The organism is Pseudomonas sp. AIG, from assembly GCF_977020205.1.
Window position 1 is genome coordinate 30206 of record NZ_CDROCK010000027.1, and the last position, 25115, is coordinate 55320.

Below are 25115 nucleotides of genomic sequence, written 5' to 3' on the forward strand. Positions count from 1 at the left end.
ACTTTTAGCGATCCACACCCAAGGAGCCTTAGTGAGCACGTTGCCACCCTGCCCGAAATGCAATTCCGAATACACCTACGAAGACGGTACCCAACTGGTGTGCCCGGAGTGCGCCCACGAGTGGTCCGCCAATGGCGAAGCCGAAGTGGCGTCCGATGATGCCGTGAAGAAAGATTCGGTCGGCAACGTCCTGCAGGACGGCGACACCATCACCGTGATCAAGGACCTGAAGGTCAAGGGCACCTCGCTGGTGGTCAAAGTCGGCACCAAGGTCAAGAACATCCGCCTGTGCGATGGCGACCACGACATCGACTGCAAGATCGACGGCATCGGCCCGATGAAACTCAAATCCGAGTTCGTCAGAAAGGTCTGATTCCGCTGTCATCCATCCCGCGCAAGGCGTGGGATGGAGCTTCGCCCTCCTCGCTCAGCCCCAGCAAAACCACGCAATAGCCAAACGCCAGCCGTTTTGACCTTACGCAATCTTTACCCGGAAAAAATCAGAATCTGCCAATAGGCGCTTGCTATTTAGATAATAAGAATTATTCTCATCAAATACATTCAATGGAGATGAGAACCATGACTTATCTGATCGACGCCTGGCTGGACCGCCCACACCCTTACCTCAGAATCCTCCATCGGGAGACCGGTGAAGTCTGTGCGGTGCTTGAAGAAGAAGCCCTGCATGAACTGCAAGACCAAGGGGATCTGGACGTCAGCAGCCTCAATTCCAGCGAGCCGTTGGTGCTCAAGGAGCTGGTGCGCAATCTGTTCCTGTTCTGCTATGCCCGGGCGTTGCGCCCGACCCATGAACTGCATCACAAGATCGAAATATGAAACACGGTAAAAACTGTGGGAGTGAGCCTGCTCGCGATGACGGTATGTCAGACAACAAATCAGTCGACTGAAAAAACGCTATCGCGAGCAGGCTCACTCCTACATTAGCCTGCCATCAAGACAGGCTTGGGATTACAGAACGTCCAGCAGCTCGACGTCGAATACCAGAACGCTGTGCGGCGGGATGCTGCCAACGCCTTGAGCGCCGTAAGCCAGTTCGCTCGGCACGTACAGACGCCATTTGCTGCCGGCGTTCATCAGTTGCAGGGCTTCGGTCCAGCCGGCGATCACGCCGCCAACCGGGAATTCTGCAGGCTGACCACGCTCGTAGGAGCTGTCGAATACAGTGCCGTCGATCAGTGTGCCGTGGTAGTGCGTACGCACCTGGTCTTCACGGGTCGGCTTGGCGCCTTCGCCCTGAGTCAGCACTTCGAATTGCAGGCCGGAAGCCAGAGTGGTGATGCCGTCACGCTTGGCGTTTTCAGCCAGGAAGGCCAGGCCTTCGCCAGCAGCGGCTTCAGCTTTGGCAGCCGCTTCGGCTTGCATGATTTCGCGGATCACCTTGAAGCTGGCGGACATTTCTTCCTGGCCAACACGGCTTTCCTTACCGGCGAACGCGTCGGTCAGACCGGCCAGGATGGCGTCCAGGCTAACGCCCGGTGGCGGGTTGTCGCGCAGCTGGTCACCCAGCTGACGGCCGATGCCGTAGCTGACGCGGGTTTCGTCGGTGGACAGATTTACTTCGGACATGACACTGCTCCGCTGTGCGGACGGCCACAAGACTTGCCGTGCGTGCACAGCGCGTCCCGGCGCGCCCGGAACCAAAAGGGCGAGCAGACTAGCACAGATGCTCAGGCGATGGCGCGCAAGGCCTACAGCGCCGAACGCCAAGCCAGTGGCACTTTCAGACTTTCCTCGCTGCTCGGACCCAGCCCACACATTTCATCGTGTACCGAGGTGTGCACGAGATTGAACGGCAGCACCGGAAAGTTGTGCAGCAAATCCCGTGCATGCTCCACCGAGCGCAATGTCAGCATCTCACCCTTGAGATCACGCAGAGGAACCGCCGCCCCATGCATCCGCGCTTCGAGCAGATAAATCCCGCCCTCCATGGAGATCAGGTTCAACTCATCAACTTTCCTGGCGATGGCAAACGCATTCAACTCTTGCAGGTTCATGAACGCACCTCAGACAGTGGCGAATCAGGACCTCTACAGGGATATGCCCGCACGCACCAAAGCACAAGCCACAAACGACACCGCCCGTCTGTTTCGCAACAGACGGGCGGTGTTTTTGCAGCGATCAACGGTTGATCAGTGCTTGGTGACCTTGTCCAGGTAACCCATGGCGAACGCCGAGACGACGAAGGTCATGTGGATGATCACGTACCACATCAAGTGCTCGGGATCGACGTTCTTGGCGTCCATGAAGATGCGCAGCAAGTGGATCGAGGAGATCGCCACGATCGAGGCCGCGACCTTCATCTTCAGCGACGAAGAGTCCATGGTGCCGAGCCAGCTGAGCTTTTCCTTGCCTTCATCGATGTTCAGTTCAGAGACGAAGTTCTCGTAGCCGGAAATCATCACCATGACCAGCAGGCCGCCGACCAGCGCCATATCGATCAGCGACAGCAGCACCAGAATCAGCTCCGATTCGGCCATTGAGAACACGTTGGGCAGGATGTGGAAAACTTCCTGGAAAAATTTCAGTGCCAGCGCCAGCAGTCCGAGGGACAGCCCGATATAGATCGGCGCCAGCAGCCAGCGCGAGGCGTACATTGCATTTTCGATAAAGCGTTCCATTGAATCTCACACAGGGGGGGCTGGAAATGGCGGCGAGTATACCAGCCCCCTGTGACAGCCAGAAACTGCCCGAAAATCCGCCACCTGCGCGTGTGGGTGATTTTTTTCTGCTAGTGTCCAAGCCATTGACAGCCCAGTGACTGTAAACAGGACGCGTGGAAATGGATGTGCGATTACCGATAACGACGGCCGGAATCTGCCTTGCTCTGTTGATCAGCGGTTGCTCGCCCGGCGACGACAAACACGCCGCCAGCCTTGAAGAAAAAACCGCGAAGTTCGAACAGTCACTGGACGCCATCACCGATCCAAAACTCAAGGACGCCATCACCGAACTCGGCGGCTCACTGCTGCTGCTCGAACGGGCGCAGATCAAACTCAACGACATTCCACCCCGCACCGAATACGGCGAAGATGCGCTCGCCGTGCTCAAGCACTACCCTGCCCCGCAGACGCTGGTCGATACCTTCATCAATGGCCTGTTCGTGCTGCACAAGGATGCCAGCTCCGATTACCTCACCGACCTGCAACCGGTGTTCCCGTTCAACCTGAACATTCCCGGCGGATTCTTGTTTCCACACGGTGTGGAATGGCAGTCGGTGACGTTGAGCAACAAACGCGTGATCGCTTATCAGCCGGAATGGTCGGAAACCGATCCGGGCATTCAGCTCAGCCCCTCTAGCTCCAACGTCACCAACCCCGAAGACCTGACCGTGACCTACCCGTTCATTGACGGACTGGACGTGGACAAGAAGTCCCTGCCGCAACCGGTCAGCCTGCAAGGCCAGATCGAAGTCATCGCGCCGCGCCGCCTGTACAGCTTCGACCTGACGCAAAAAGACGTCGGCCAGACCCGCAGCAATGACAACCTCAGCGTCAAACTGCTGAAGCTCGAGAACAACTACGCCGAAGTCGAATTCAGCAACAATCTGCCACTGGCGGCGGAAGTCGCGGAGACGCAGCTCAATCCGCTGATCGTCCAGGCCCGCGACAAGACCGGGCAATACCTGATACGCGCCGGCTCGATCAACGAGAGTCCGGAGCAAGTGACCTTCTATGAAAAACAACTGGCCTACCTGCAACAGCAGAAGGGCTGGAGCGATGCGCTGGAAAAGCAACTCACCCAAGAGCAGCAGGATTTCGAACAGAAACATCCGCGTCGCTACAACAAGGTCTATTTCAATGGCCCGATCGACACCCTGGAAGTCAGCGTGCTGGATTTCTCCTCGGCGACCGTGACGCGTAAACCGCTGGATCTGCCGATTCGCACGTTCAATCAGCACACCACGGAGAAAACCATCCAGCCACTGGATCCGTCGGTGACCGTTTACGACGATCTGGCGGCCAACTGGCTCAAGGGCGCGAGCCTGACCGAAGAGCAATTGAAGGCTGGCATCCGCATCCATCAATCCGTGGAAGAACCGAGCGCCGCCCGCATCGAGTTCTCCCATCGCCGTACGTTCAACGATGAATTGCTGGGCGATGACTTCAGCCCGGGCGTCAGTCCTGTCACGTTCTTCACCGAAAAACGCAGCGGCAAGCTCGATGAGCCGATCGAACTGCCGCCCGAGGCCTATCAAGTCGATCCGCTGCGCGCGACGATCACTTACGACCTGAACCTGTTCCCGGAAACCCCGGCGATTGCCGTCGGCTCAATGCCGCTGTTTCTCGCCACGGTGGCCAAACAGGCGTACGACGCCAAATCCTTGCCCAAAGGCCTGGAGATCAAGAACAACCAATTGGTGGTGGATCTGAAACTGTTCCCGCCCAACGAGTGGCGTTTCTTCGTCAAAGACGACAGTGGCAACTACCTCAAGCAGATCCTGTCGGTCAGCCACGATGCGAGCGCAGAAGGCCCGGCGTTGTTTGGCGTGCATTACTTCTACGGCCGTCCCACCCACGTGGAAACCTATCAGCGAACCGACCTCGCCACCGTGCAATACGGCTTTGAGGTCAAACTCGACAAGGCACAGGTGCCTGAGACTGCGCCTTGAAGGGCAAGATCAAAAGATCGCAGCCTGCGGCAGCTCCTACAGGGCGCGGCCACGCCCACCGTTGATCTGCCGCAATTGAGCTTGCAGGTGCAGGCTCCAGATCTGCGGATCATCGGCTAATTCGTAGCCATGCAGGGTCAGACTTTCGACGATGGTGTCGAGTATTGATTCAGCGGCGACCGGCCCATGAAACGGGCCCTGGGCTTTGATGGCGGAAGGTTGTTCGCCGGCCATGCCGGCCGCGAAGAGCAGCGTCCACATGCCGTTATCGCCGGCCAACGGCTTGATGGCGCATTCGATACGGGTCACCAGACCCAGGCACTGACGGGTGAGACAGAGGTTGCGCGACATGGCGGCGACCCTCGGTGAAGCCGGTATTCAGCCCCCACGGGAGGACTGGCTCGATCCAGTGATACTGTCGATATCCTTGAGCTGAGAATAGAAGAAAAGTCCGCTGCGCAAGCCGAATGGAACCAGAAGGCGCCGAATGGTCATTGTGTGAATATTGGCGCCAGAGTTGTGGCGAATTTTCGATGGATTCACACAAAACAAATGTAGGAGTGAGCCTGCTCGCGATAGCGGTGTGCCAGGCAACTTATTCGCCGACTGACACTCCGCTATCGCGAGCAGGCTCACTCCTACAGTTTGACCGCGCCAGGCTTAAGCGGGTTTTGCTTCGGCCAGGGCTTCTTGGGCCAGCTCCTTCTCAGCCTCTTTAAGGTCTTCTTCGCTGATCATCTCAGCGATGTCGCGCAGACGCTCGACCACCCGTGCGTTGATGCTGCCTTCCGGGAATTCGCCATCGGCATTCGGTTCACCCGCCGGCTCGCCAACCAACAGACTCAACGCCTCGTCGGCCTGCCGCACCGCGTACACGTGGAACTGTCCGGCACGCACTGCCGCCAGCACTTTCTCATCGAGCATCAGCGTGGCGACGTTGGCCTGCGGAATGATCGCGCCCTGCTCGCCGGTCAGCCCGCGCGCCTCACAGAGACGGAAGAAGCCTTCGATTTTCTCGTTGACCCCGCCCACCGCTTGCACTTCACCGAACTGGTTGATCGAGCCGGTGATCGCAAAACACTGCTTGAGCGGGGTTTTCGACAGCGCCGAGATCAGCGTGCACGCCTCGCCCAGTGACGCACTGTCGCCATCAACGTAACCGTAGGATTGCTCCAAGGCGATGCTCGCGGAAATCGCCAACGGGAATTCCTGCGCATAACGGCTGCCCAGATACCCGGTGAGGATCATCACGCCTTTGGAGTGGATCGGTTGACCGAGGTTGACCTCACGCTCGATGTCGACGATGCCGCTACCGCCCGGGTACACCGTGGCGGAAATCCGCGCCGGCACACCAAACGCCGAATCACCGACTTCGAGTACGGTCAGACCATTGCACTTGCCGACTGCGGCGCCATCGGTGTCGATCAGGATGATCCCGGCGAGCATGTCGTCGAGAATCCGCGCCGACACACGTCCGGTGCGCGTAGCTTTGGCTTTCAACGCGCGTTCGATGTGTCCGGCATCGGTCATTTCATCGCCGGCCAGGTGACGGATGAAATCCGCCTCGCTGACCAGTTGGAACAGATCACCGATACGCGCCGACAAACGCCCCTGATGCTCGGCCAGTCGTGCGCTGTAAGTCGCCAGACGCGCTACCGCATCGGCGGTCAGCGGCGCCATGCCTTCTTCCGAAGTACGGGTTTTCAGCAGTTGGGCAAATTGCTCCAGGCTCTCGTCGACCATCGGGATGTCTTCGTCGAAATCAACGAGAACGCGGAACATCTCCTGGAAGTCCGGATCGAGGTCTTGCAACGTGTAGTACAGCGATCGCGCGCCGATGATGATGACTTTGACCTGCAACGGAATGTGCTGCGGGTTGAGCGTCACGGTGGCGAAACGGCCCATTTCGCCCAGCGGCGATTCCATTTTCAGCTTGCGCGATTGCAGGGCGCGTTTCAGCGCGTCCCACACGAACGGCTCGCTGAGCATTTTTTCCGCTTCAAGAATCAGGAAACCGCCGTTGGCACGGTGCAAGGCACCCGGACGCAACTGACGATAGGTCGTGTAGAGCGCGCCCTGATCGGTGGTGTATTCGATACGACCGAAGAGGTTTTCGTAAGTCGGGTGTGGCTCGAACACCACCGGCGCACCGCCGCTGGACGGATGGCCGACCACCAGGCTTGGCGCGTATTGCTCTTCCAGCAGCTTGCGCGCCACGGCGTCAGTCTTGCTGTCGTCGACCAGTTGCTCGACCACGGTTTTCAGCAAGTACACCTGCATCGCTTGCAGGTAACCGCACACCGCAGCGTTCTCGGCATATTTCTCCGACAGCGGCGACAGCAACGGTTGCAAGGCCAAGGTGATGGTTTCTTCGTTGAGCGAGCGCAGTTGATTGTTCGACTCTCGCTTCCACTGCGGCAGGCTGGCGAGCTCTTCGTTCAGGCGCTCTTCGAGGCCGGAAATATCTTCATGGAAACGCTCGCGATCAACCTCTGGCAACTGGGCGAATTCCGCTTCGTCCAGCGCTTTGCCATCAAGCATCGGCGTGAAGGCGATGTTGCTGCTGTCGCGGTACAGGGCGACGTCTTTTTCCAGGGCCAGGCGCTCGATGATGTCGAGAGCCTTGTCGTAGCGCTGGTTGAAGGCGCGGTCGATAGCGCTTTTCTTCTGCTGGTAGGACGGGTGCTCGAACACCGCTGGAAACGTCGCCAGCAGGTTATCGATCAAGCCGTTGATGTCACCGATGAATGCGCCGGCAGTGCCCGATGGCAACTCCAGTGCGCGGGGTTCGCGAGGCTCGTCGAAATTATTGACGTAGACCCAGTCCGCCGGGGTCTGCAGGCGTTTGCCTTCGGCCTTCAGGTAGCGTTTGACGAACGAGAAACGACCAGTGCCGGGCTCGCCCATGACGAAAACGTTGTAACCGGGGCGTGGCATGGCCACACCGAACTGCAAGGCTTCGACCGCGCGTTCCTGGCCGAGCACACCGCGAAAGGGCTCCAGATCATTGGTGGTAGTGAAGCTGAACTGTTCAGCGGAAAACGGACGGGTCAGCGCTTCGGGCGCGAGACGCAAGCTGGCAGCAACAGGATCAGGCATCGGGCTTCCTTAACAATCAGGCGGGGCAGATAGCGGCATTCTGGCGCTGCCCGTGCCCCACTGGCAAGGCGCGCCACACCACAAAGCATAGACAACCGGCCAAGCCTGCGGCTCGCCCCCGGAAACCGGGGTTTATTCCAAATATTTTGCAAAAAACCACGGAACCCCTGGAACGTGCCTAAACTCCAAACTGCGCGGCTGGAACTAATACCGGCCCACTGGCTTCGTTTGGATCTGTTTCGTACAGAGCTTGGGGGGCCAGAACCCTGTCCATTGGTATGCACACAAAAGAGAACAAAGCTATGAAACGGATTCTTCTCGGTACTCTCTTCACCGCTGTATCCATCAACGCAATGGCGCAAGCTCCAGGCGGCCCGGATTGCGGTTGGGGCAACATGCTGTTCGAAGGTCAGCGTGGCACCCCTGCTCACTTCCTCGCTTCCACCACCAACGGCACGTCCGGTAACGCCACCTTCGGGATGACGTCCGGCACCAACGGTTGCTCGACCAACGCATCGCTGACCTACGGCGGCAAATCCTGGTTTGCCATGAATGGCATGATGAACGAGCTGTCCGAAGACATGGCCAAAGGCAACGGCGAAGCGCTGACGACTTATGCTGTGGTACTGGGCGTGGCGCCGGAAGATCGCGCGCATTTCGCGGCGGTGACTCACGAGCACTTCCAGCAGATCTTCAGCAAGGCTGACGTGACCGCTGAAGACGTGCATACCAACACCCTGGCCGTACTGAAATCGGATCCTCGTCTGGCCAAGTACGCAACTCAGGCTTAAGCTCGACCCCACCCGCTTCCTTCGGGAAGCGGGTTTTGTTTTTTCGGCCCGCCCTCCTTGGGTCTTTATTTCTTTCCTGTTCAAGTTGCCGACTATGCTCAAACGCCTTGCCTGGCTGGCGCTCTGTGTCTGCGCCCCGCTGTCCGCCGCGCCAACCATCGACCCTCAACGTTTGCAGCAACTGGCCAACGACCGCTTCTGGATTTCCCTCGGTCACTACGAAACCGCCAAGCTCGGCGGCTGGCGCAGCTATGTCAGCGACAAGAAGTTCTTTCTCGCGCCGGATGGCAATGAGCATCCCGACCACGAACTGGCGGCCACCGTGCAAGCGCTGTACGCCCCGGCCAGCCTCGGCGAGCAACACGCGCAATGTGTTTATCCGGCACGTACTCGCTGGCTGAAGGCTCAGCTCAATCTCAGCGATCTGCCGACACCGGAATGTGCTGAATACAAGAAGTGGTTCAAGGATGTCTCGCCGCACAGCGCGGTGATGATCTTCCCGGCGGCGTACTTGAACAGTCCGTCGTCGATGTTCGGCCACACCCTGCTGCGTATCGATCAGGCCGATGTGCAGGCCGATAAAACATCGCTGCTCAGTTACGCGATCAACTTCGGTGCCTACATCGAAGGTTCGGACAACAGCATTCTCTACGCCTGGAAAGGTTTGATGGGCGGTTATCCCGGCCTGTTCGCGCTGGTGCCGTATCAGGAAAAACTTTCGGAATACCGCAGTCTGGAAAACCGCGACCTGTGGGAGTACCGACTGAATCTGACGCAAGAAGAAACCGCGCGCATGGTCGAACATGTGTGGGAGTTGAAGCAGATCCAGTTTGATTACTTTTTCTTCGATGAAAACTGCTCGTATCGCCTGCTGGAGCTGCTGCAAGTCGCACGGCCGAGCCTGCGCCTGACCGAACAATTCCCGCTGACCGCGATTCCCACCGACACCGTCAAAGCGGTGAAGGAAGCCGGGTTGGTGGAAAGCATTGAATATCGTCCGTCCCGTGAGCGTGAATTGCTTAGCCGTGCCGAGCCGTTGAGCAATGACGAACAGCAATGGGTGCTGAACGTCAGCGCCGATCAACAGCAGTTGCAGGATCCGGCTTTCAAAGCCCTGCCCCGCGACCGTCAAGCGTTGATCATCGACGCTGCATATCGTCTGGAGCGCTACCGCGCCAACGGCCAGGAACGTGATCCGCAACGGGCGCAACGCAGTTTCGAATTGCTGCGGGCGATCAACAAGAATCCCGCGCCTGAGTTGGACATTCCGCAGCCAGGCTTGCCGGAAGACGGCCACGAATCACGCACCTGGCAGGCAGGCCTCGGCACACGCGGCGATCGTGCGTTCGGCGAATACGGCTTGCGCATGGCTTATCACGATCTCAACGACAACGCCGAGAGCTTCCCGCTCGGCGCGCAGATCGAAATCCTGCAGATGAAGTTGCGTCAGTACGAGGGCAATCATTGGCAGTTTCAGCAGCTGGATCTGGCGACCATTCGCTCGCTGACGCCGCGCAATGAGCTATTGCAGCCGCTGTCGTGGCAGGTGACCGGTGGGCTTGAGCGGGTCCCGGGCAAGCATGATGACGAGACGCTGGTCAGCCACGTCAACGGTGGCGGTGGCGGCACCTGGGCGTTGGGTGACGATGTGCTGGGTTTTGCCCTCGGCACGGTGCGCGTTGAACACAACAATGACTTCGCTGAATTCGTCGCCCCGGCCGGCGGTTTCAATACCGGTGTGCTGTGGAAAAACCCGCTGGGCAATCTCAGCCTGGAGGCCAAGGGCGATTACTTCTTCAATGGCGAAGTGCGCCGCAGCCTGAGTCTGAACCAGCAGTGGGAATTGTCGCGCAATCTGGGTTTGCGCCTGAGTGCGCAGCGTGAATTCAGCCACCTTGCCACCCCTGAGACGGAAGTCATGCTCGAAGTGAAGTGGTATCACTACTGACTCCGAACACAACACAGAACCAATGTGGGAGCGAGCTTGCTCGCGAAAGCGGTGGGTCTGTCGATATTAAAATCGCCTGACAGGACGCCTTCGCGAGCAAGCTCGCTCCCACAGGGGTTTTGTGGTGTTAATGGATTTTTCACGGGGCTTCGACAGCCGTGTCATGAATCAGCTTCTAGACTTTCCCCATAAGCCGGACAACCGGCGCGGGAGAGTGCGATGTGGCGGTGTGCGGGTGTGTTGGGTGTTTTGCTGTTGCTGGGCGGTTGCCAGTCGACCCACGATGATTTGATCGCCAAGGGTTACCCACCGGCCTTCGCTGACGGTTTTGATGACGGTTGCATCAGCGGCCGCCAAGCGGCCGGTTCGATCAGCGGCGAGTTCCGCAAGAACGTGCCGCGCTATCTCAAGGACAAGCAATACGCCGAAGGCTGGACCGACGGCTTCCGCCAGTGTCAGGCAATGTTGGAAAACAAGGACCGCGAACAGTATCGCAACGAGCACTGGGACGAACGCGAACGCGCCTGGCAGCAACAGAAAGATCAGGACGCCGGGCGGGCTTATCGCTCGCCATAGGTCGTTTCCAGACATCCGGTGAAACCAAATGCCTGCGAGCATGGCCCAAACCTCATACGAGGAGGACACCATGAGTCGCGCATTCGTCAACGAAGACAACGCCGCCGCGCAAGCCGATCAGCCTGTCGAGCGGCAGGTCAGCACGCAGCCCAATTACGTCACGGCGCAAGGACTGGCGCAGTTGCAGGCGAAAGTCGCCGACCTGCAAACCCAGCAGGCCGAGCAGACTGCCAAAGGCGAACAGGCCGATAAGCAGCGGCAAGCGGATCTGCAAAGGGATCTGCGTTATTTCAATCAGCGCCTGAGCAGTGCGCAAGTGGCTGTCCCGGCAACGTCTAGAGACAAAGTGCAGATCGGCAGTTGGGTCACCTACGCCGACGAACACGACACCGAACGCCGCGTGCAACTGGTCGGCGAAGATCAGGCCGATGCCAGCAAAGGCCTGATCAATTGGGGCTCACCACTGGGCCGAGCGCTGCTCGGTGCCCGACTCAACGACGAGGTGCTGTGGCAGCGCCCCGCCGGCGATCAAGTGATCGAAGTGATTCGTATCGAACCGGCTTAAACCACGCCCTGCGCCAGCATTGCGTCGGCGACTTTGACGAAGCCGGCGATGTTCGCGCCTTTGACGTAGTTGATGCGGCCGTTCTCTTCGCCGTAATGCACGCAAGCGTGGTGGATCGACTGCATGATCGCGTGCAACTTGCTGTCGACCTCACCCGCCGTCCACAGCAGACGCATGGCGTTCTGCGACATTTCCAGACCACTGACCGCTACGCCGCCGGCATTGGATGCCTTGCCCGGAGCGAACAGAATGCCGGCCTCGATAAAAATATCCACAGCCGCAAGCGTGGTCGGCATGTTCGCGCCTTCGGCCACGCACACGCAGCCATTGCGCAGCAGTGTGCGTGCGGCTTCGGCGTCGAGTTCGTTCTGCGTGGCGCACGGCAGCGCGATGTCGCACGGCAACGACCACGGCAGCTGACCGGCGCGGAACTCCAGACCGAACACTGCCGCCAGTTCGCTGATGCGCCCACGTTTGACGTTTTTCAGTTCCAGCAGCGCCAGCCACTGTTCTTCGTTCAGACCGGCCTCGCAATACAGCGTGCCTTCGGAGTCAGACAGCGAAATCACCTTGCCGCCCAGATCCATCACTTTGCGCGCCGCATACTGCGCAACGTTGCCGGAACCGGAGATCGCCACGCGCTTGCCTTCAACCGTCTGCCCGCGACGCTTGAGCATTTCTTCAGCGAAATACACGCAGCCGAAACCCGTGGCTTCCGGGCGAATCAGGCTGCCGCCGTAGGTCATGCCTTTGCCCGTGAGGACGCTGGTGAACTGATTGCTCAAGCGTTTGTACTGGCCGAACAGGAAACCGATTTCCCGCGCACCAACACCGATATCACCGGCCGGCACGTCAACGTCGGCGCCGATATGGCGATACAACTCGCTCATGAATGCCTGACAGAAGCGCATGACTTCGGCGTCGCTCTTGCCCTTCGGATCGAAGTCCGCGCCGCCCTTGCCACCGCCCATGGGTAACGAAGTCAGGGAATTCTTGAAGGTCTGTTCGAAGGCGAGGAATTTCAGCACGCCCATATTGACCGAAGGATGGAAGCGCAAGCCGCCCTTGTACGGGCCGATGGCGCTGTTCATCTGGATGCGGAAACCGCGATTGACCTGAACCTTGCCCTGGTCATCGACCCACGACACGCGGAACACCACCGCGCGTTCCGGTTCACAAATACGCTCCAGAATTCCCGACGTCAGGTAGTGCGGATTGGCTTCGAGAAACGGCCACAGACTGCGCAGGACTTCTTCGACGGCCTGGTGAAATTCGGGTTGATCCGGGTCGCGTTTTTTCAAGCGGGCGAGGAAGGATTCGACGGATTCGATCATGGCAAAAGTCTCGGCAAATTTATTGTCGTTGGAGGAGATTGGGCCGGACTGTAACAAACGAAATGCGCACAGGAACAGAGCAAAATGTCGCAGTTATGAAATTAAATGGTGCACAGGATATAAATCAGGCCGTTTTTTGGACCTGCTTTGCACTCTAATGGTGAGATTAGATTCACGTCATGCACCAACAGTTACACCCCCTTCGCGAGCAAGCTCGCTCCCACATTTGAAATGCGTTCCCCTGTTGGAGCGAGCTTGCTCGCGAAGGGTTCGACTCGGTTAAACCTGAAAAACACAGGCAAAAAAAACGGAGCCCGAAGGCTCCGCTCTTTTATGCAACCAACCCGAATCAGGCCAGTTTCTTGTGACGTACGCGGTGTGGCTGGGCAGCTGCTTCGCCGAGACGCTTTTTACGATCAGCTTCGTACTCGGTGTAGTTACCTTCGAAGAAGATCGCTTGCGAGTCGTCTTCGTACGCCAGGATGTGTGTCGCCACACGGTCAAGGAACCACCGATCGTGAGAGATCACAATCGCGGCGCCCGGGAAGTCCAGCAGGGCTTCTTCCAGGGAACGCAGGGTTTCAACGTCGAGGTCGTTGGACGGTTCGTCGAGCAGCAGGACGTTGCCGCCCTCCTTCAGGGTCAACGCCAGGTGCAGACGACCGCGCTCACCGCCGGACAGGTCCTTGACGAACTTCTGCTGGTCGCCGCCCTTGAAGTTGAAGCGACCGACGTAGGTGCGCGACGGGATCTCGTAGTTGCCGATGCGGATCTGATCCGAACCGTCGGAGATCTGCTGGAACACAGTCTTGCTGCCATCCAGGTCATCGCGGCTCTGATCGACGCAGGCCAGCTGCACGGTTTCGCCGACTTCGATGCTGCCCGAATCCGGTGTTTCCTTGCCCATCAGCATGCGGAACAGGGTCGATTTACCGGCACCGTTACCGCCGATCACGCCGACGATGGCGCCCTTCGGCATCGAGAACGACAGGTTGTCGATCAGCACGCGATCGCCGTAGCCCTTGGTGACGTTCTTGAATTCGATGACCTTGTCGCCCAGACGTGGGCCGGCCGGGATGTAGATCTCGTTGGTTTCGCTGCGCTTCTGGAATTCCTGCGATTGCATTTCTTCGAAGCGTTGCAGACGTGCCTTGGATTTCGACTGGCGGGCCTTCGCGCCTTTGCGCACCCACTCCAGTTCTTCTTTCATGGCTTTTTCATGGGCCGACTGCTGCTTGGATTCGGCGGCCAGACGATCGGACTTGGCTTCAAGCCAACCCGAATAGTTGCCTTCGTACGGAATGCCCGCGCCGCGGTCGAGTTCGAGAATCCAGCCAGCGACGTTATCGAGGAAGTAACGGTCGTGCGTGATCGCTACCACGGTGCCCGGGAAGTCGTGGAGGAAGTGCTCCAGCCACGCAACGGAATCGGCGTCCAAGTGGTTGGTCGGTTCGTCGAGCAGCAGCATGTCCGGCGCGGACAGCAGCAGGCGGCACAGGGCCACACGACGCTTTTCACCGCCAGAGAGGAATTCGACCTTGGCGTCCCAGGCCGGCAGACGCAGCGCATCGGCGGCGACTTCCAGTTGACGATCGAGGTTGTGACCGTCGCTGGCTTGCAGGATCGCTTCGAGCTTGGCCTGTTCGGCAGCCAGTTTGTCGAAGTCGGCATCTTCTTCAGCGTAAGCCGCGTAGACCTCGTCCAGGCGGGCCTGGGCGTTCTTGATCACGCTGACCGCTTCCTCGACCACTTCACGCACGGTCTTGGTCGGATCAAGTTGTGGCTCTTGTGGCAGATAACCGATGTTCAGCTCCGGCATCGGACGGGCTTCGCCCTCGAACTCGGTGTCGACGCCAGCCATGATTTTCAGCAGCGTGGACTTACCCGAACCGTTGAGGCCGAGTACGCCGATCTTGGCGCCGGGGAAGAAGGACAGCGAAATGTTTTTGAGAATTTCCCGCTTCGGCGGAACAACTTTGCCCAGCCGATGCATGGTGAAGACGTATTGAGCCATGGAGAACCTTGGGTCAGTGACAGATGAATGATTGCAGCGCGGGCGATGCCCGGCCAGACCATGCGCGTCGTTCACTTGATGGTTATCAATGCGTGCGCGCTGAAAAAGTCTGAGTCTAGGAGCTGGAACGCTCCCGCGTAACCGGCAAAGCTACCTGATTGACCAGTGGCAGTCCAGCCGCGCGGGGCTGGCACTTCGCCACGACTCAAGGCATGCTAGCCGCCCTTTGGGCGTCCGGCTTATAGTGCACGTCGCGCCAGTCCAGCCAAACCGCAGGATTACAGCTTGTCCAATGTCACTCCGCCAGCTTCTGTGAGCAGCACCCCACCGGCGCCCGGCTCGTCCCTGCGCGGTACATTAAAGGGTGCGCTGGCGACGCTCGTGCTTTTGTTGCTGGCGTTGCTGTTCTGGCAACTGCTCGATCAATTGCGCGAAACCCAGAAAAACCAGCGTCAGTACACCATCGATTACACCGCCGACCTCGCCTCGCAGGTCAGTCTGAACATGGCGCTGAACGCGCAAATCGCCCTCAATCTGCTACCGATCGTCGAACAACCGCAATCAGCCGACGAACAGCAGGCGCTGCTGCGCAAGCTTCAGCAATCGCTGCCCGATCTGCGCAGCATGGCGTTGCTCAGCCCTTCCGGGCGGATCATCAGCGACAGCGCCGCTGACAGCCACGACGCCGACTACCTGACCGAATTGGTCCGCCGCAGCCGCGCCCAGGCGCATTACTTCAGTAACGCCGACGATGGCTCGGTGGTGCATCTGTTGCTGCATCAGGCCAGCGGCAATACACGCGGCTATTGGGCGTTGCGCCTTACCCCGACCTTCTTCGATTCACTGACCAAACAGGGTGACACCGGCCTGCGCCCACTGTGGCTGGTGGAAAACCGCGTCAACCATCAGATCATCAGTCGCGACGAAGCACAGCCTTCGGCCAAGCCCGGCGTCTTGAGTCCGGACGACATGGCCAACACCGTGCTGACCGTGCCGCTGAGCAGCAGCGATTGGCAGTTGCGCGGCCTGTTCGACCGTCAGCGCGTACTCGAAGAATTGCTGCCGGCGTTTATCGGCAAATGCCTGCTGGGCCTGGCGTTCTCGATGCTGCCGGTGATCGCGCTGTTGAACATGCGCCGCCGCCAGCGCCAGTTGCATGAGGGTCGCCGACGCTATCAGGACATTTTCGAAGGCACCGGCGTGGCGCTGTGCGTGCTTGACCTGTCCGGTCTGAAGCAAGTCTTCGACAAGGCGCAGATCCAGACCAGCGACCAGCTCAAGGCCTGGCTCGACCAACCGCAGCAGCGCCAGCAACTGCTGCAGGAACTGCGCATCACCGAGGTCAACCAGGTCGCGTTGCTACTGCTCAATGTCAACTCTTGCGAACATGCCTGGCAACTGTTGATCGATGGCCACCCACACCGTCAGTGTGCGATCGGCAATCAAGTCCTCGACGCCGTCCTGCAGCAACAAAAGCAGCTGGAACTGGAAATCAAACTGCCGGACATCAACGGCCGCGACCAGCACCTGTGGATGGTATTGCGCCTGCCGACCGAGCAGCACGACTACAAAGCCGTGATCCTCAGCATCAACGACATCACCAGTCGCAAGCTGATCGAACTGTCGCTGCTCGAACGCGAGGGGTTCTGGTCGGACGTGGTGCGCACCGTGCCGGATCACCTGTACGTGCAGGATGTGATCAGCCAGCGGATGATTTTCAGTAACCACCACCTCGGTCAGACGCTCGGCTACAACCGCACCGAACTGCACCAGATGGGCGAGTATTTCTGGGAGATCCTCCTGCACCCGGAAGATGCCGACTACTACCATCGCTCGCGCCAGTTGCAGCGCCACGCAGGTTATAGCCAGTTGCTGCAATGCCAGTTGCGTTTCCGCCATCGCGACGGCAAATGGCGGCGTTTCGATATTCGCGAACAGGCGCTAGCCCGCGACAAGCATGATCAAGTCACGCGGATCATCGGCGTGGCCAAGGACATCACCGAGCAGATCGAAGCCAGCGAATCCCTGCGCGACAGTGAGCAGCGTTATCGCATGCTCGCTGAAAGCATCAGCGACGTGATCTTCTCCACCGACAGCAAGCTCTCGCTGAACTACGTCAGCCCGTCGGTGCAAGCCGTGCTGGGTTACGACGCCGAGTGGATTTTCCAGAACGGCTGGCAATCGACCATCGCCAACCCGCAGCAACTGAGCGGCATCTACACGCTGATGGATCGGGTCAGCAAGGCGTTGGACAAACCCGAGCAATTGGCCATTTTGCGCAATCAGGTGCAGACGCAATTGTTCCTGTTCGATTGCCTGCGCGCCGATGGCCGCAAGATCCCGATCGAGCTGCGTCTGGTGCTGGTGTGGGACGAGCACGGTGCGTTCGAAGGCGTGCTCGGTGTCGGTCGCGATATCAGTCAGCAGCGCCGCGCCGAGAAAGACCTGCGCATGGCGGCGACAGTATTTGAGCATTCCACGTCGGCGATCCTGATCACCGACCCGGCCGGCTACATCGTTCAGGCCAACGAAGCCTTCAGCCGCGTCAGCGGTTACGCGGTGAGCGAGGTGCTCGACCAGTTGCCGAACATGCTCACCGTTGATGAGCAGCAGGACGCGCATCTGCGCTACGTGCTCAAACAACTGCATCAGCACAGCACCTGGGAAGGCGAAGTCTGGCTCAAGCGGCGCAATGGCGAGCATTACCCGGCGTGGGTCGGCATCACTGCGGTGCTCGACGACGAGGGCGACCTGGCCAGTTATGTGTGCTTCTTCAGCGACATCAGCGAGCGCAAGGCCAGCGAGCAACGGATTCACCGCCTCGCCTACTACGACGCCTTGACGCATTTGCCGAACCGCACGCTGTTCCAGGATCGCCTGCACACCGCGCTGCAATCGGCCGAACGGCAGAAGTCGTGGGTGGTGCTGATGTTCCTCGACCTCGACCGTTTCAAACCGATCAACGATTCCCTCGGCCACGCCGCCGGCGACCGCATGTTGAAAGACATGGCCACGCGCCTGCTGGCCTGCGTCGACGATGACGACACCGTGGCGCGCATGGGCGGCGACGAATTCACTTTGCTGCTGCAACATCGCTCCAGTCGCGAAATGGCGCTGAACCGGGCGATTCATGTCGCCGAACAGATCCTTGGCAGCCTGGTGCGGCCATTCGTGCTCGAAGGCCGCGAGTTCTTCGTCACCGCCAGTATCGGCATCGCCCTGAGTCCGCAGGACGGCAACGAACTCAGCCAGTTGATGAAGAACGCCGACACGGCGATGTACCACGCCAAGGAACGCGGCAAGAACAACTTCCAGTTCTATCAGGCCGACATGAACGCCAGTGCGCTGGAGCGCCTGGAGCTGGAAAGCGACTTGCGCCACGCCCTGGAGCAGAACGAATTCGTCCTGTATTACCAACCGCAATTCAGCGGCGACGGCAAACGCCTGACCGGCGCCGAAGCGCTGTTGCGCTGGCGTCATCCGCGTCGCGGACTGGTGCCGCCGGGGGATTTCATTCCGGTGCTGGAAGAACTCGGGCTGGTGGTGGACGTTGGCGACTGGGTGATCAGCGAGGCGTGCCGCCAACTGAAGACCTGGCACCAGAACCGTGTGCGCGTGCCGAAGGTGTCGGTGAACATCTCGGCGCGGCAGTTCTCCGATGGCCAGCTCGGCACGCGGATCGCCACGATCCTGCGCGAGACCGGCCTGCCGCCGGCGTGTCTGGAATTGGAGCTGACCGAAAGTATTCTGATGCGCGAAGTCAGCGAGGCCATGCAGATTCTCGCCGGGCTGAAAAACCTGGGTCTGAGCATTGCGGTCGATGACTTCGGCACGGGTTATTCATCGCTGAACTACCTCAAGCAATTCCCGATTGACGTGCTGAAGATCGACCGCACGTTTGTCGATGGTTTGCCGTCGGGCGAGCAGGACGCGCAGATTGCCCGGGCGATCATTGCCATGGCGCACAGCCTGAATCTGGCGGTGATCGCCGAGGGCGTGGAAACCCATGAGCAGTTGGACTTCTTGCGTGAACATGGCTGCGATGAGGTTCAGGGCTATCTGTTCGGGCGGCCGATGCCGGCGGGACGATTTGAGGCGCAGTTCAGCAATGACGCGCTCTTTATGTTCGACTGAAGATCGGCGTCGCGACCGAAAAGATCGCAGCCTTCGGCAGCTCCTACAAGGATTGATGTCGGTCACAGTATTCGGGATCAGCTCGGATTACTGTAGGAGCTGCCGAAGGCTGCGATCTTTTGAGGCCGGCACAATCACCATCTATCTGCGCATGAACGCCACTTGTCTGCGACATGATGTCGTTTCATATGCCATCCAAAACCCATTGGGTTAGAATGCCCCCCTTTTCTGCCCCCGATCCTTGAGGACCGCCATGTTCAGCCGTGATTTGACTATTGCCAAGTACGACGCCGACCTTTTTGCCGCCATGGAGCAAGAAGCTCAGCGCCAGGAAGAACACATTGAGCTGATCGCTTCGGAAAACTACACCAGCCCAGCGGTGATGGAAGCTCAAGGCTCGGTCCTGACCAACAAGTACGCTGAAGGCTACCCAGGCAAGCGTTACTACGGTGGTTGCGAGTACGTCGACATCGTTGAGCAACTGGCCATCGACCGCGCCAAAGAGCTGTTCGGCGCCGATTACGCCAACGTTCAGCCGCACGCCGGTTCGCAAGCCAACGCCGCCGTTTACCTGGCCCTGCTGCAAGGTGGCGATACCATCCTGGGCATGAGCCTGGCACACGGTGGTCACCTGACCCACGGCGCCAGCGTTTCCTCCTCCGGCAAGCTGTACAACGCCGTTCAATACGGTATCGATGCCAACGGCCTGATCGACTACGACGAAGTCGAGCGTCTGGCAGTTGAGCACAAGCCAAAAATGATCGTGGCCGGTTTCTCTGCCTACTCGCAGATTCTCGACTTCCCACGCTTCCGCGCAATCGCTGACAAGGTTGGCGCTTACCTGTTCGTCGACATGGCTCACGTAGCCGGTCTGGTTGCCGCCGGTGTTTACCCGAACCCGGTGCCGTTCGCTGACGTCGTGACCACCACCACGCACAAGACCCTGCGCGGTCCACGTGGCGGCCTGATCCTGGCGCGCGCCAACGCCGACATCGAGAAGAAGCTGAACTCCGCGGTCTTCCCGGGCGCCCAGGGTGGCCCGCTGGAGCACGTGATCGCTGCCAAGGCGATCTGCTTCAAGGAAGCGCTGCAACCTGAGTTCAAGGCCTACCAGGAACAAGTGGTGCTGAACGCCCAGGCCATGGCCGAAGTGTTCATCGAGCGCGGTTTCGACGTAGTTTCCGGTGGTACCAAGAACCACCTGTTCCTGCTGTCGCTGATCAAGCAGGACATCTCCGGTAAAGACGCCGACGCCGCTCTGGGCAAAGCGTTCATCACCGTGAACAAGAACTCCGTACCAAACGATCCACGCTCGCCGTTCGTCACTTCCGGCCTGCGCTTCGGTACTCCGGCTGTGACCACTCGCGGCTTCAAGGTTGCAGAGTGCAAAGAGCTGGCCGGCTGGATCTGCGACATCCTGGCTGACCTGAACAACGAAGCGGTGATCGACGCCGTGCGCGAGAAAGTCAAAGCCATCTGCAAGAAACTGCCGGTGTACGGCGCGTAATTGCGACGTTAAATCTGCAGCATGAAAAACCGGCCAAGTGATTGGCCGGTTTTTTTTCGCCTGCAGAAACCACCGGTCAGACCGGTCATGCCAATTTTGTGTTTTTCACTTGTCATCCCGAAAAAACCGAGCGTAGACTGCACCCGCACTGGACATACCGGTAAGACCACAATAATTAAGTCCTGAATCTGAGCGTGTAAGCGCCAGCAGCCAGGACACCGACCAGGATTCCTCCCATGCTCAGATGGTGCTCGCGTTCAATCTTCCTCCAAGTGGTTCTCGGACTGATGCTCGGCATCGTCTGCGGGCTGACCCTTCCTGAATACTCGGCCCAGCTCAAACCGCTCGGCGACGGCTTCATCAAACTGATCAAAATGCTCATTGGCCTCATCGTGTTCTGCGTGGTGGTCAGCGGCATCAGCGGCGCGGGCGATCTGAAGAAGGTCGGGCGCATCGGCCTCAAATCGGTCATTTACTTCGAAGTGTTGACCACCATCGCCCTGGTGATCGGCCTGGTGTTCGCCTTCAGTACCGGCATCGGCAGCGGCGCGAACATTCATTTGGAGCAGCTGTCCGCCGCTGATATAGGCGACATCGCCGAGCGCGGCCAGCACATGCACACCACCACGCAGTTCCTGATGGACCTGATTCCGACTTCAGTGATCGGCGCCTTCGCCGACAACAATATCCTGCAGGTGCTGCTGTTCTCGGTGCTGTTCGGCAGCGCCTTGAATCTGGTCGGCGAAGCGGCTTCCGGGATCTCCCGACTGATCAACGAACTGAGCCATGTGATCTTCCGGATCATGGGCATGATCGTGCGTCTGGCGCCGATCGGCGTGTTCGGCGCCATCGCCTTCACCACCAGCAAATATGGCCTCGATTCCCTGCAGCACCTGGGCAGTCTGGTCGGTTTGTTCTATTTGACCTGTATCGCTTTCGTCAGCGTGATTCTCGGTCTGGTGATGCGCGCCTCTGGCCTGCGTATGTGGCCGCTGCTCAAGTACCTGCGTGAAGAACTGCTGATCGTCATGGGCACCGCCTCTTCCGATGCTGTGCTGCCGCAAATCATGCGCAAACTCGAACACCTCGGCATTGGCAGCTCGACGGTTGGCCTGGTGATTCCGACCGGGTATTCGTTCAACCTCGACGGTTTCTCGATCTACCTGACCCTGGCCATCGTCTTCATCGCCAACGCCACCGGCACGCCACTGGCGATGACTGATTTGCTGACGATTCTGCTGGTGTCGCTGATTACCTCCAAAGGGGCACACGGCATTCCGGGTTCGGCGCTAGTGATTCTGGCGGCAACATTGACGGCGATTCCGGCGATCCCGGTGGTCGGTCTGGTGCTTGTGCTCGCGGTGGACTGGTTCATGGGCATCGGCCGGGCACTCACCAATCTCATCGGCAACTGCGTCGCCACGGTAGCAATCGCCCGTTGGGAAAAAGACATCGACGTGCAACGCGCCAACAAAGTACTCAGCGGCCAGCAGGGCTACACCTTTCAGCCGCGTAAAACAGCAACTCCGGCGCACCAGCAGGAGTTCTGATTTCAACCCTGGAGGCGCTGCCGCAAGCGGTGATCTTTGATCCTGATTTGCGGCGCCCTACAGGCACATGGAGCAAGACAAGTGATTACCACATCAACCGTCGTCAACTCAGTCGTAGAAAAACTCCGCGCCGCCCTCGCCCGGGGTCAGTGGCGCTCCGGCGACATGCTGCCGGGCCAGCGTGAACTGGCCGAACAACTGGGCATCAGCCGGCCGAGCCTGCGCGAAGCGGTGATCGTCCTTGAAACCCTGGGTCTGGTGCGTTCGATGCCGGGCAAAGGCGTGGTCGTCCTCGATGCGCAATTGAGCGACAGTCAAAGCCACGACAGTGCCGTGGCCGGCGCCAGCCTGGAAGACGTGCTGCAACTGCGCTACACCCTTGAGCCGTTCATTGTCGGGCTGGTCGCACAATCGATCAGCAGCAAGGAAGTCGGCCAGTTGCGCCTGACCCTGATGGACATGCGCGAAGCCCTCGAGGCTGGCGACAGCGAAGCCGGGGTCAGCGCTTACATCGCCTTCCACGAAGAGTTGTTCACCCTGACCTCGAATCCGATCTTCCAGAGTGTGGTGCAGCAGACCAGCAATGCCCTCAAGCAAAGCGCTGAAGTGTTGCGCAACTCACCGGAACATCTGGCCGAACGGCTGGAAGAAAACGAAGCGGTGGTGCGCGCCATCCGCAGCAAGAACAGCGCCCAGGCCAGCGCCGAAATGCGCCGGCACATTCTGCGCGAAGGTCAGCGCATGGGCATCGAGCTGAATATCCCGGAAGACCACCTGAGTCGCTGATATCTATTGGAGACAGGCTATGAACAGTTTCGCTTCACCCTCGCATGCTCAGCCGACTGCCACGCCCCTGCCCTTCTCTCGGCTGCGGGCGCCGGTGGAGGATTTGTATCCGCGACTGTTCGACGCAATTCTCGAGCAGCGCATTGATTCGGCCAGCCGTTTTACTGAAGACAGCCTGAAAGACATGTTCGGCGCCAGCCGCGCCGAGGTGCGCCGGGTGCTGACCCAACTGTCCCATGAGCACGTCATTGTGTTGCGGGCCAATCACCGGCCACGGGTGGCGGCACCTGATCGGGAACAGACACGGCAGGCCCTGCATGCGCGGCGACTGACCGAGAGCACGCTGGTACATTTGGCCTGTCAGCGCGCGCAAGCGGAAGGGTTGAAACGCTTGCGCGGGGTGATCGAGCGCGAGCGTCAGGCCGTCGACAAAGATCGGCGAGGTGCGGCGATTCGCATGTCGGGGGAGTTTCATCTGCACTTGGCGCAGATGGCGGGAAATGCACCGTTGGCGCATTTTCTTGGCAGTCTGGTGCCGCTGACGTCATTGGCGATTGCGCGAAGTGAGTGCCAGACGCATAGCTGTTGCGCATGGCAGGAGCACTTGGCGCTGGTTGAGGCGGTGGAGCGAGGCGATGCTTGCAAAGCCGGGATGCTGATGAATCAGCATCTGGATCAACTTGAGCAGACCCTGCTGGGTTCAGACCTTGAGCAATGTGCTGTCGGTTAGACCGCCATCGCGAGCAAGCTCGCTCCCACAGTGAATTGCATTCGACTGACAGAGTGCGGTCGACTGTGGGAGCGAGCTTGCTCGCGAAGAGGCCATCACTGACAACCAAGATCCATCAGGCAGAAGCGACTTTGGCAAACCCCGCCCGAATCTTCTCTTCCGGCAAATCATCAGCAATAAACACAATCACGCTTTCCCGCGCCTCGCCCTCGGCCCATTCGGTGTCCCAGTCGAAACCATAAAGCTTCAGCACGCCCTGAAACACCAAACGCCGATCCTCACCGGCAATGCTCAGCACGCCCTTGTAACGCAGCAATTGCTTGCCGTGTTCTTCCAGCAGTTCGTTCATGAACTCGCTGAGCTGATCGATATCCAGCGGCTGATCGGTGCGCAGCACCAGACTGGAAATACGATCGATTGACGGCGCCTTGCTCACCGGGCGCAGGCTCAAGCCGCCGCCAAGATCGGCATTGAGGTTGAAGCCACGGACATCCAGCAGTTCTGCCAGATCGATGTTGCCGTGCTCAACCACACGAACCGGCGCGCGCCGGTTGATCCGCGTCAGTCGTTCGCTCAGTGCATTGAACGTGGCTTCGTCGACCAGATCGGTTTTGCTCACCAGCAGGCGATCGGCAAAACCGATCTGTGCCTGGGCGATGGTCTGGGTCAGGTGCACGTCTGCGTGCGCGGCATCGACCAAGGTGATGATGCCATCGAGCAGATAACGCTCGCGCAATTCCTCATCGATGAAAAAGGTCTGCGCCACGGGTGCTGGATCGGCCAGGCCGGTGCACTCGATGACCAGACGATCGAACGCAATATCACCGCTGTCCAGCCGTTCAAGCAGCAAGTACAGAGCCTTGGTCAGGTCGGTGTGAATAGTGCAGCAGACGCAGCCGTTGGCCAGGGTCATGACTTGCACCGGCTCATCACCCAGTAACTGAGTGTCGATGCCGGCGTCGCTGAATTCGTTTTCGATCACGGCGATTTTCAGGCCGTGCTCGGCTTTGAGGATATGGCGCAGCAAAGTGGTCTTGCCGGCACCGAGAAAACCGCTGAGTACCGTTACCGGAATGGGAGAGGACAAACGCTTTCTCCTTCACAAAATGAATGAACAACACAAAAACAACTGTGGGAGCGAGCCTGCTCGCGAAGGGGTCGTGTCAGTCGACATCATTGCTCGATGACACACCGCTTTCGCGAGCAGGCTCGCTCCCACAGGGGGATTACCTCAACCGCACGCTGTCAGCTCAACAGCACTTCGGCCCACCCTTGCCACCGTAACGGGCTTCCTGACGTTCGCGAAAGAACATCTCGTAGCTCATCACCGGTTTGTCCGGGTGCTTGGTTTGCATATGCTCGACGTAGGTGTCGTAGTCGGGCATGCCGACCATCAGACGCGCGGCCTGACCGAGGTATTTACCGAGGCGACTCAGGTCATTGAACATGGT

21 protein-coding genes are annotated in these 25115 nt (G+C 59.2%); 12 read left to right on the plus strand and 9 right to left on the minus strand.

What is annotated here, in order from left to right; genetic code table 11:
- The first annotated feature begins 31 nt into the window (after nt 1-31).
- Both ACWR1S_RS16520 and ACWR1S_RS16525 read left to right on the plus strand, forming a co-directional pair.
- Nucleotides 32-373, plus strand: coding sequence for a zinc ribbon domain-containing protein YjdM (locus tag ACWR1S_RS16520; protein ID WP_077574604.1), 342 nt, complete (start codon nt 32-34; stop codon nt 371-373).
- 206 nt (nt 374-579) lie between these two features.
- Nucleotides 580-837: a PA4570 family protein gene (locus ACWR1S_RS16525; RefSeq protein WP_008078558.1), complete on the plus strand. Its 258-nt coding sequence runs from the start codon at nt 580-582 to the stop codon at nt 835-837.
- 132 nt (nt 838-969) lie between these two features.
- On the opposite strand, the gene ACWR1S_RS16530 is transcribed toward ACWR1S_RS16525, so the two are convergent.
- The 3 genes from ACWR1S_RS16530 to ACWR1S_RS16540 all read right to left on the minus strand — a co-directional run bounded on the left by ACWR1S_RS16530 (nt 970) and on the right by ACWR1S_RS16540 (nt 2639).
- Nucleotides 970-1587, minus strand: a complete 618-nt coding sequence (locus ACWR1S_RS16530) for an FKBP-type peptidyl-prolyl cis-trans isomerase (RefSeq protein ID WP_008078561.1) — start codon at nt 1585-1587, stop codon at nt 970-972.
- A 122-nt stretch (nt 1588-1709) separates the two neighbouring features.
- Nucleotides 1710-2015, minus strand: a complete 306-nt coding sequence (locus ACWR1S_RS16535; RefSeq protein ID WP_454564252.1) for a DUF6482 family protein — start codon at nt 2013-2015, stop codon at nt 1710-1712.
- Between the two features lie 135 nt (nt 2016-2150).
- Nucleotides 2151-2639: a TIGR00645 family protein gene (locus ACWR1S_RS16540; protein WP_007909801.1), complete on the minus strand. Its 489-nt coding sequence runs from the start codon at nt 2637-2639 to the stop codon at nt 2151-2153.
- 161 nt (nt 2640-2800) lie between these two features.
- Here ACWR1S_RS16540 and ACWR1S_RS16545 point away from each other — a divergent pair, with 161 nt between their 5' ends.
- Entirely contained in the window at nt 2801-4630 is a 1830-nt protein-coding gene (locus ACWR1S_RS16545; protein ID WP_454564253.1) for a hypothetical protein, read from the plus strand.
- 36 nt (nt 4631-4666) lie between these two features.
- Here ACWR1S_RS16545 and ACWR1S_RS16550 read toward each other — a convergent pair whose 3' ends face one another.
- Nucleotides 4667-4981 carry a PA4575 family protein gene (locus ACWR1S_RS16550; RefSeq protein ID WP_007909799.1) on the minus strand — a complete coding sequence of 105 codons (315 nt, stop codon included), beginning with the start codon at nt 4979-4981 and terminating at the stop codon, nt 4667-4669.
- Nucleotides 4982-5290: 309 nt separating this feature from the next.
- Nucleotides 5291-7729, minus strand: coding sequence for a Lon protease family protein (locus ACWR1S_RS16555; protein ID WP_454564254.1), 2439 nt, complete (start codon nt 7727-7729; stop codon nt 5291-5293).
- Nucleotides 7730-8031: 302 nt separating this feature from the next.
- Between ACWR1S_RS16555 and ACWR1S_RS16560 the strand changes: the two genes are divergently transcribed.
- The 4 genes from ACWR1S_RS16560 to ACWR1S_RS16575 all read left to right on the plus strand — a co-directional run bounded on the left by ACWR1S_RS16560 (nt 8032) and on the right by ACWR1S_RS16575 (nt 11609).
- The gene (locus ACWR1S_RS16560; protein WP_007909797.1) at nt 8032-8520 is read left to right on the plus strand and encodes a DUF3015 domain-containing protein; all 489 of its coding nucleotides are present in this window, start codon (nt 8032-8034) and stop codon (nt 8518-8520) included.
- Between the two features lie 94 nt (nt 8521-8614).
- Nucleotides 8615-10468 carry an Lnb N-terminal periplasmic domain-containing protein gene (locus ACWR1S_RS16565; protein ID WP_454564255.1) on the plus strand — a complete coding sequence of 618 codons (1854 nt, stop codon included), beginning with the start codon at nt 8615-8617 and terminating at the stop codon, nt 10466-10468.
- Nucleotides 10469-10687: 219 nt separating this feature from the next.
- A complete protein-coding gene (locus ACWR1S_RS16570) occupies nt 10688-11044 on the plus strand; it encodes a hypothetical protein (RefSeq protein ID WP_454564256.1) in 357 nt (118 codons plus the stop codon).
- 70 nt (nt 11045-11114) lie between these two features.
- Nucleotides 11115-11609 (plus strand): GreA/GreB family elongation factor, encoded by a 495-nt coding sequence (locus ACWR1S_RS16575; RefSeq protein ID WP_454564257.1) that lies wholly within the window; start codon nt 11115-11117, stop codon nt 11607-11609.
- Here the strand turns inward: ACWR1S_RS16575 and gdhA are convergent.
- Complete coding sequence (gene gdhA, locus ACWR1S_RS16580; protein ID WP_454564258.1) at nt 11606-12943, minus strand: NADP-specific glutamate dehydrogenase; 1338 nt, start codon at nt 12941-12943, stop codon at nt 11606-11608. The genes ACWR1S_RS16575 and gdhA overlap by 4 nt on opposite strands.
- A 349-nt stretch (nt 12944-13292) precedes the next feature.
- Nucleotides 13293-14957, minus strand: a complete 1665-nt coding sequence (gene ettA, locus ACWR1S_RS16585; RefSeq protein WP_064118743.1) for an energy-dependent translational throttle protein EttA — start codon at nt 14955-14957, stop codon at nt 13293-13295.
- A 285-nt stretch (nt 14958-15242) separates the two neighbouring features.
- On the opposite strand from ettA, the gene morA reads away from it, so the two are divergent.
- From morA to ACWR1S_RS16610, 5 genes are all read left to right on the plus strand, one after another.
- Nucleotides 15243-19091 carry a cyclic di-GMP receptor MorA gene (morA, locus tag ACWR1S_RS16590; RefSeq protein ID WP_454564259.1) on the plus strand — a complete coding sequence of 1283 codons (3849 nt, stop codon included), beginning with the start codon at nt 15243-15245 and terminating at the stop codon, nt 19089-19091.
- 253 nt (nt 19092-19344) lie between these two features.
- Nucleotides 19345-20598, plus strand: coding sequence for a serine hydroxymethyltransferase (gene glyA / locus ACWR1S_RS16595; protein WP_077574612.1), 1254 nt, complete (start codon nt 19345-19347; stop codon nt 20596-20598).
- 236 nt (nt 20599-20834) lie between these two features.
- Entirely contained in the window at nt 20835-22148 is a 1314-nt protein-coding gene (locus ACWR1S_RS16600; protein ID WP_141126425.1) for a C4-dicarboxylate transporter DctA, read from the plus strand.
- Between the two features lie 81 nt (nt 22149-22229).
- Nucleotides 22230-22934, plus strand: coding sequence for a FadR/GntR family transcriptional regulator (locus tag ACWR1S_RS16605; RefSeq protein ID WP_454564260.1), 705 nt, complete (start codon nt 22230-22232; stop codon nt 22932-22934).
- A 19-nt stretch (nt 22935-22953) separates the two neighbouring features.
- Nucleotides 22954-23664 carry a GntR family transcriptional regulator gene (locus ACWR1S_RS16610; RefSeq protein ID WP_454564261.1) on the plus strand — a complete coding sequence of 237 codons (711 nt, stop codon included), beginning with the start codon at nt 22954-22956 and terminating at the stop codon, nt 23662-23664.
- Nucleotides 23665-23779: 115 nt separating this feature from the next.
- Here ACWR1S_RS16610 and yjiA read toward each other — a convergent pair whose 3' ends face one another.
- Nucleotides 23780-24751, minus strand: coding sequence for a GTPase (gene yjiA, locus ACWR1S_RS16615; RefSeq protein ID WP_454564262.1), 972 nt, complete (start codon nt 24749-24751; stop codon nt 23780-23782).
- Between the two features lie 163 nt (nt 24752-24914).
- On the minus strand, nt 24915-25112 hold the full coding sequence (locus ACWR1S_RS16620; RefSeq protein ID WP_003228401.1) for a YbdD/YjiX family protein: 198 nt from the start codon (nt 25110-25112) through the stop codon (nt 24915-24917).
- Nucleotides 25113-25115 lie beyond the last annotated feature (3 nt).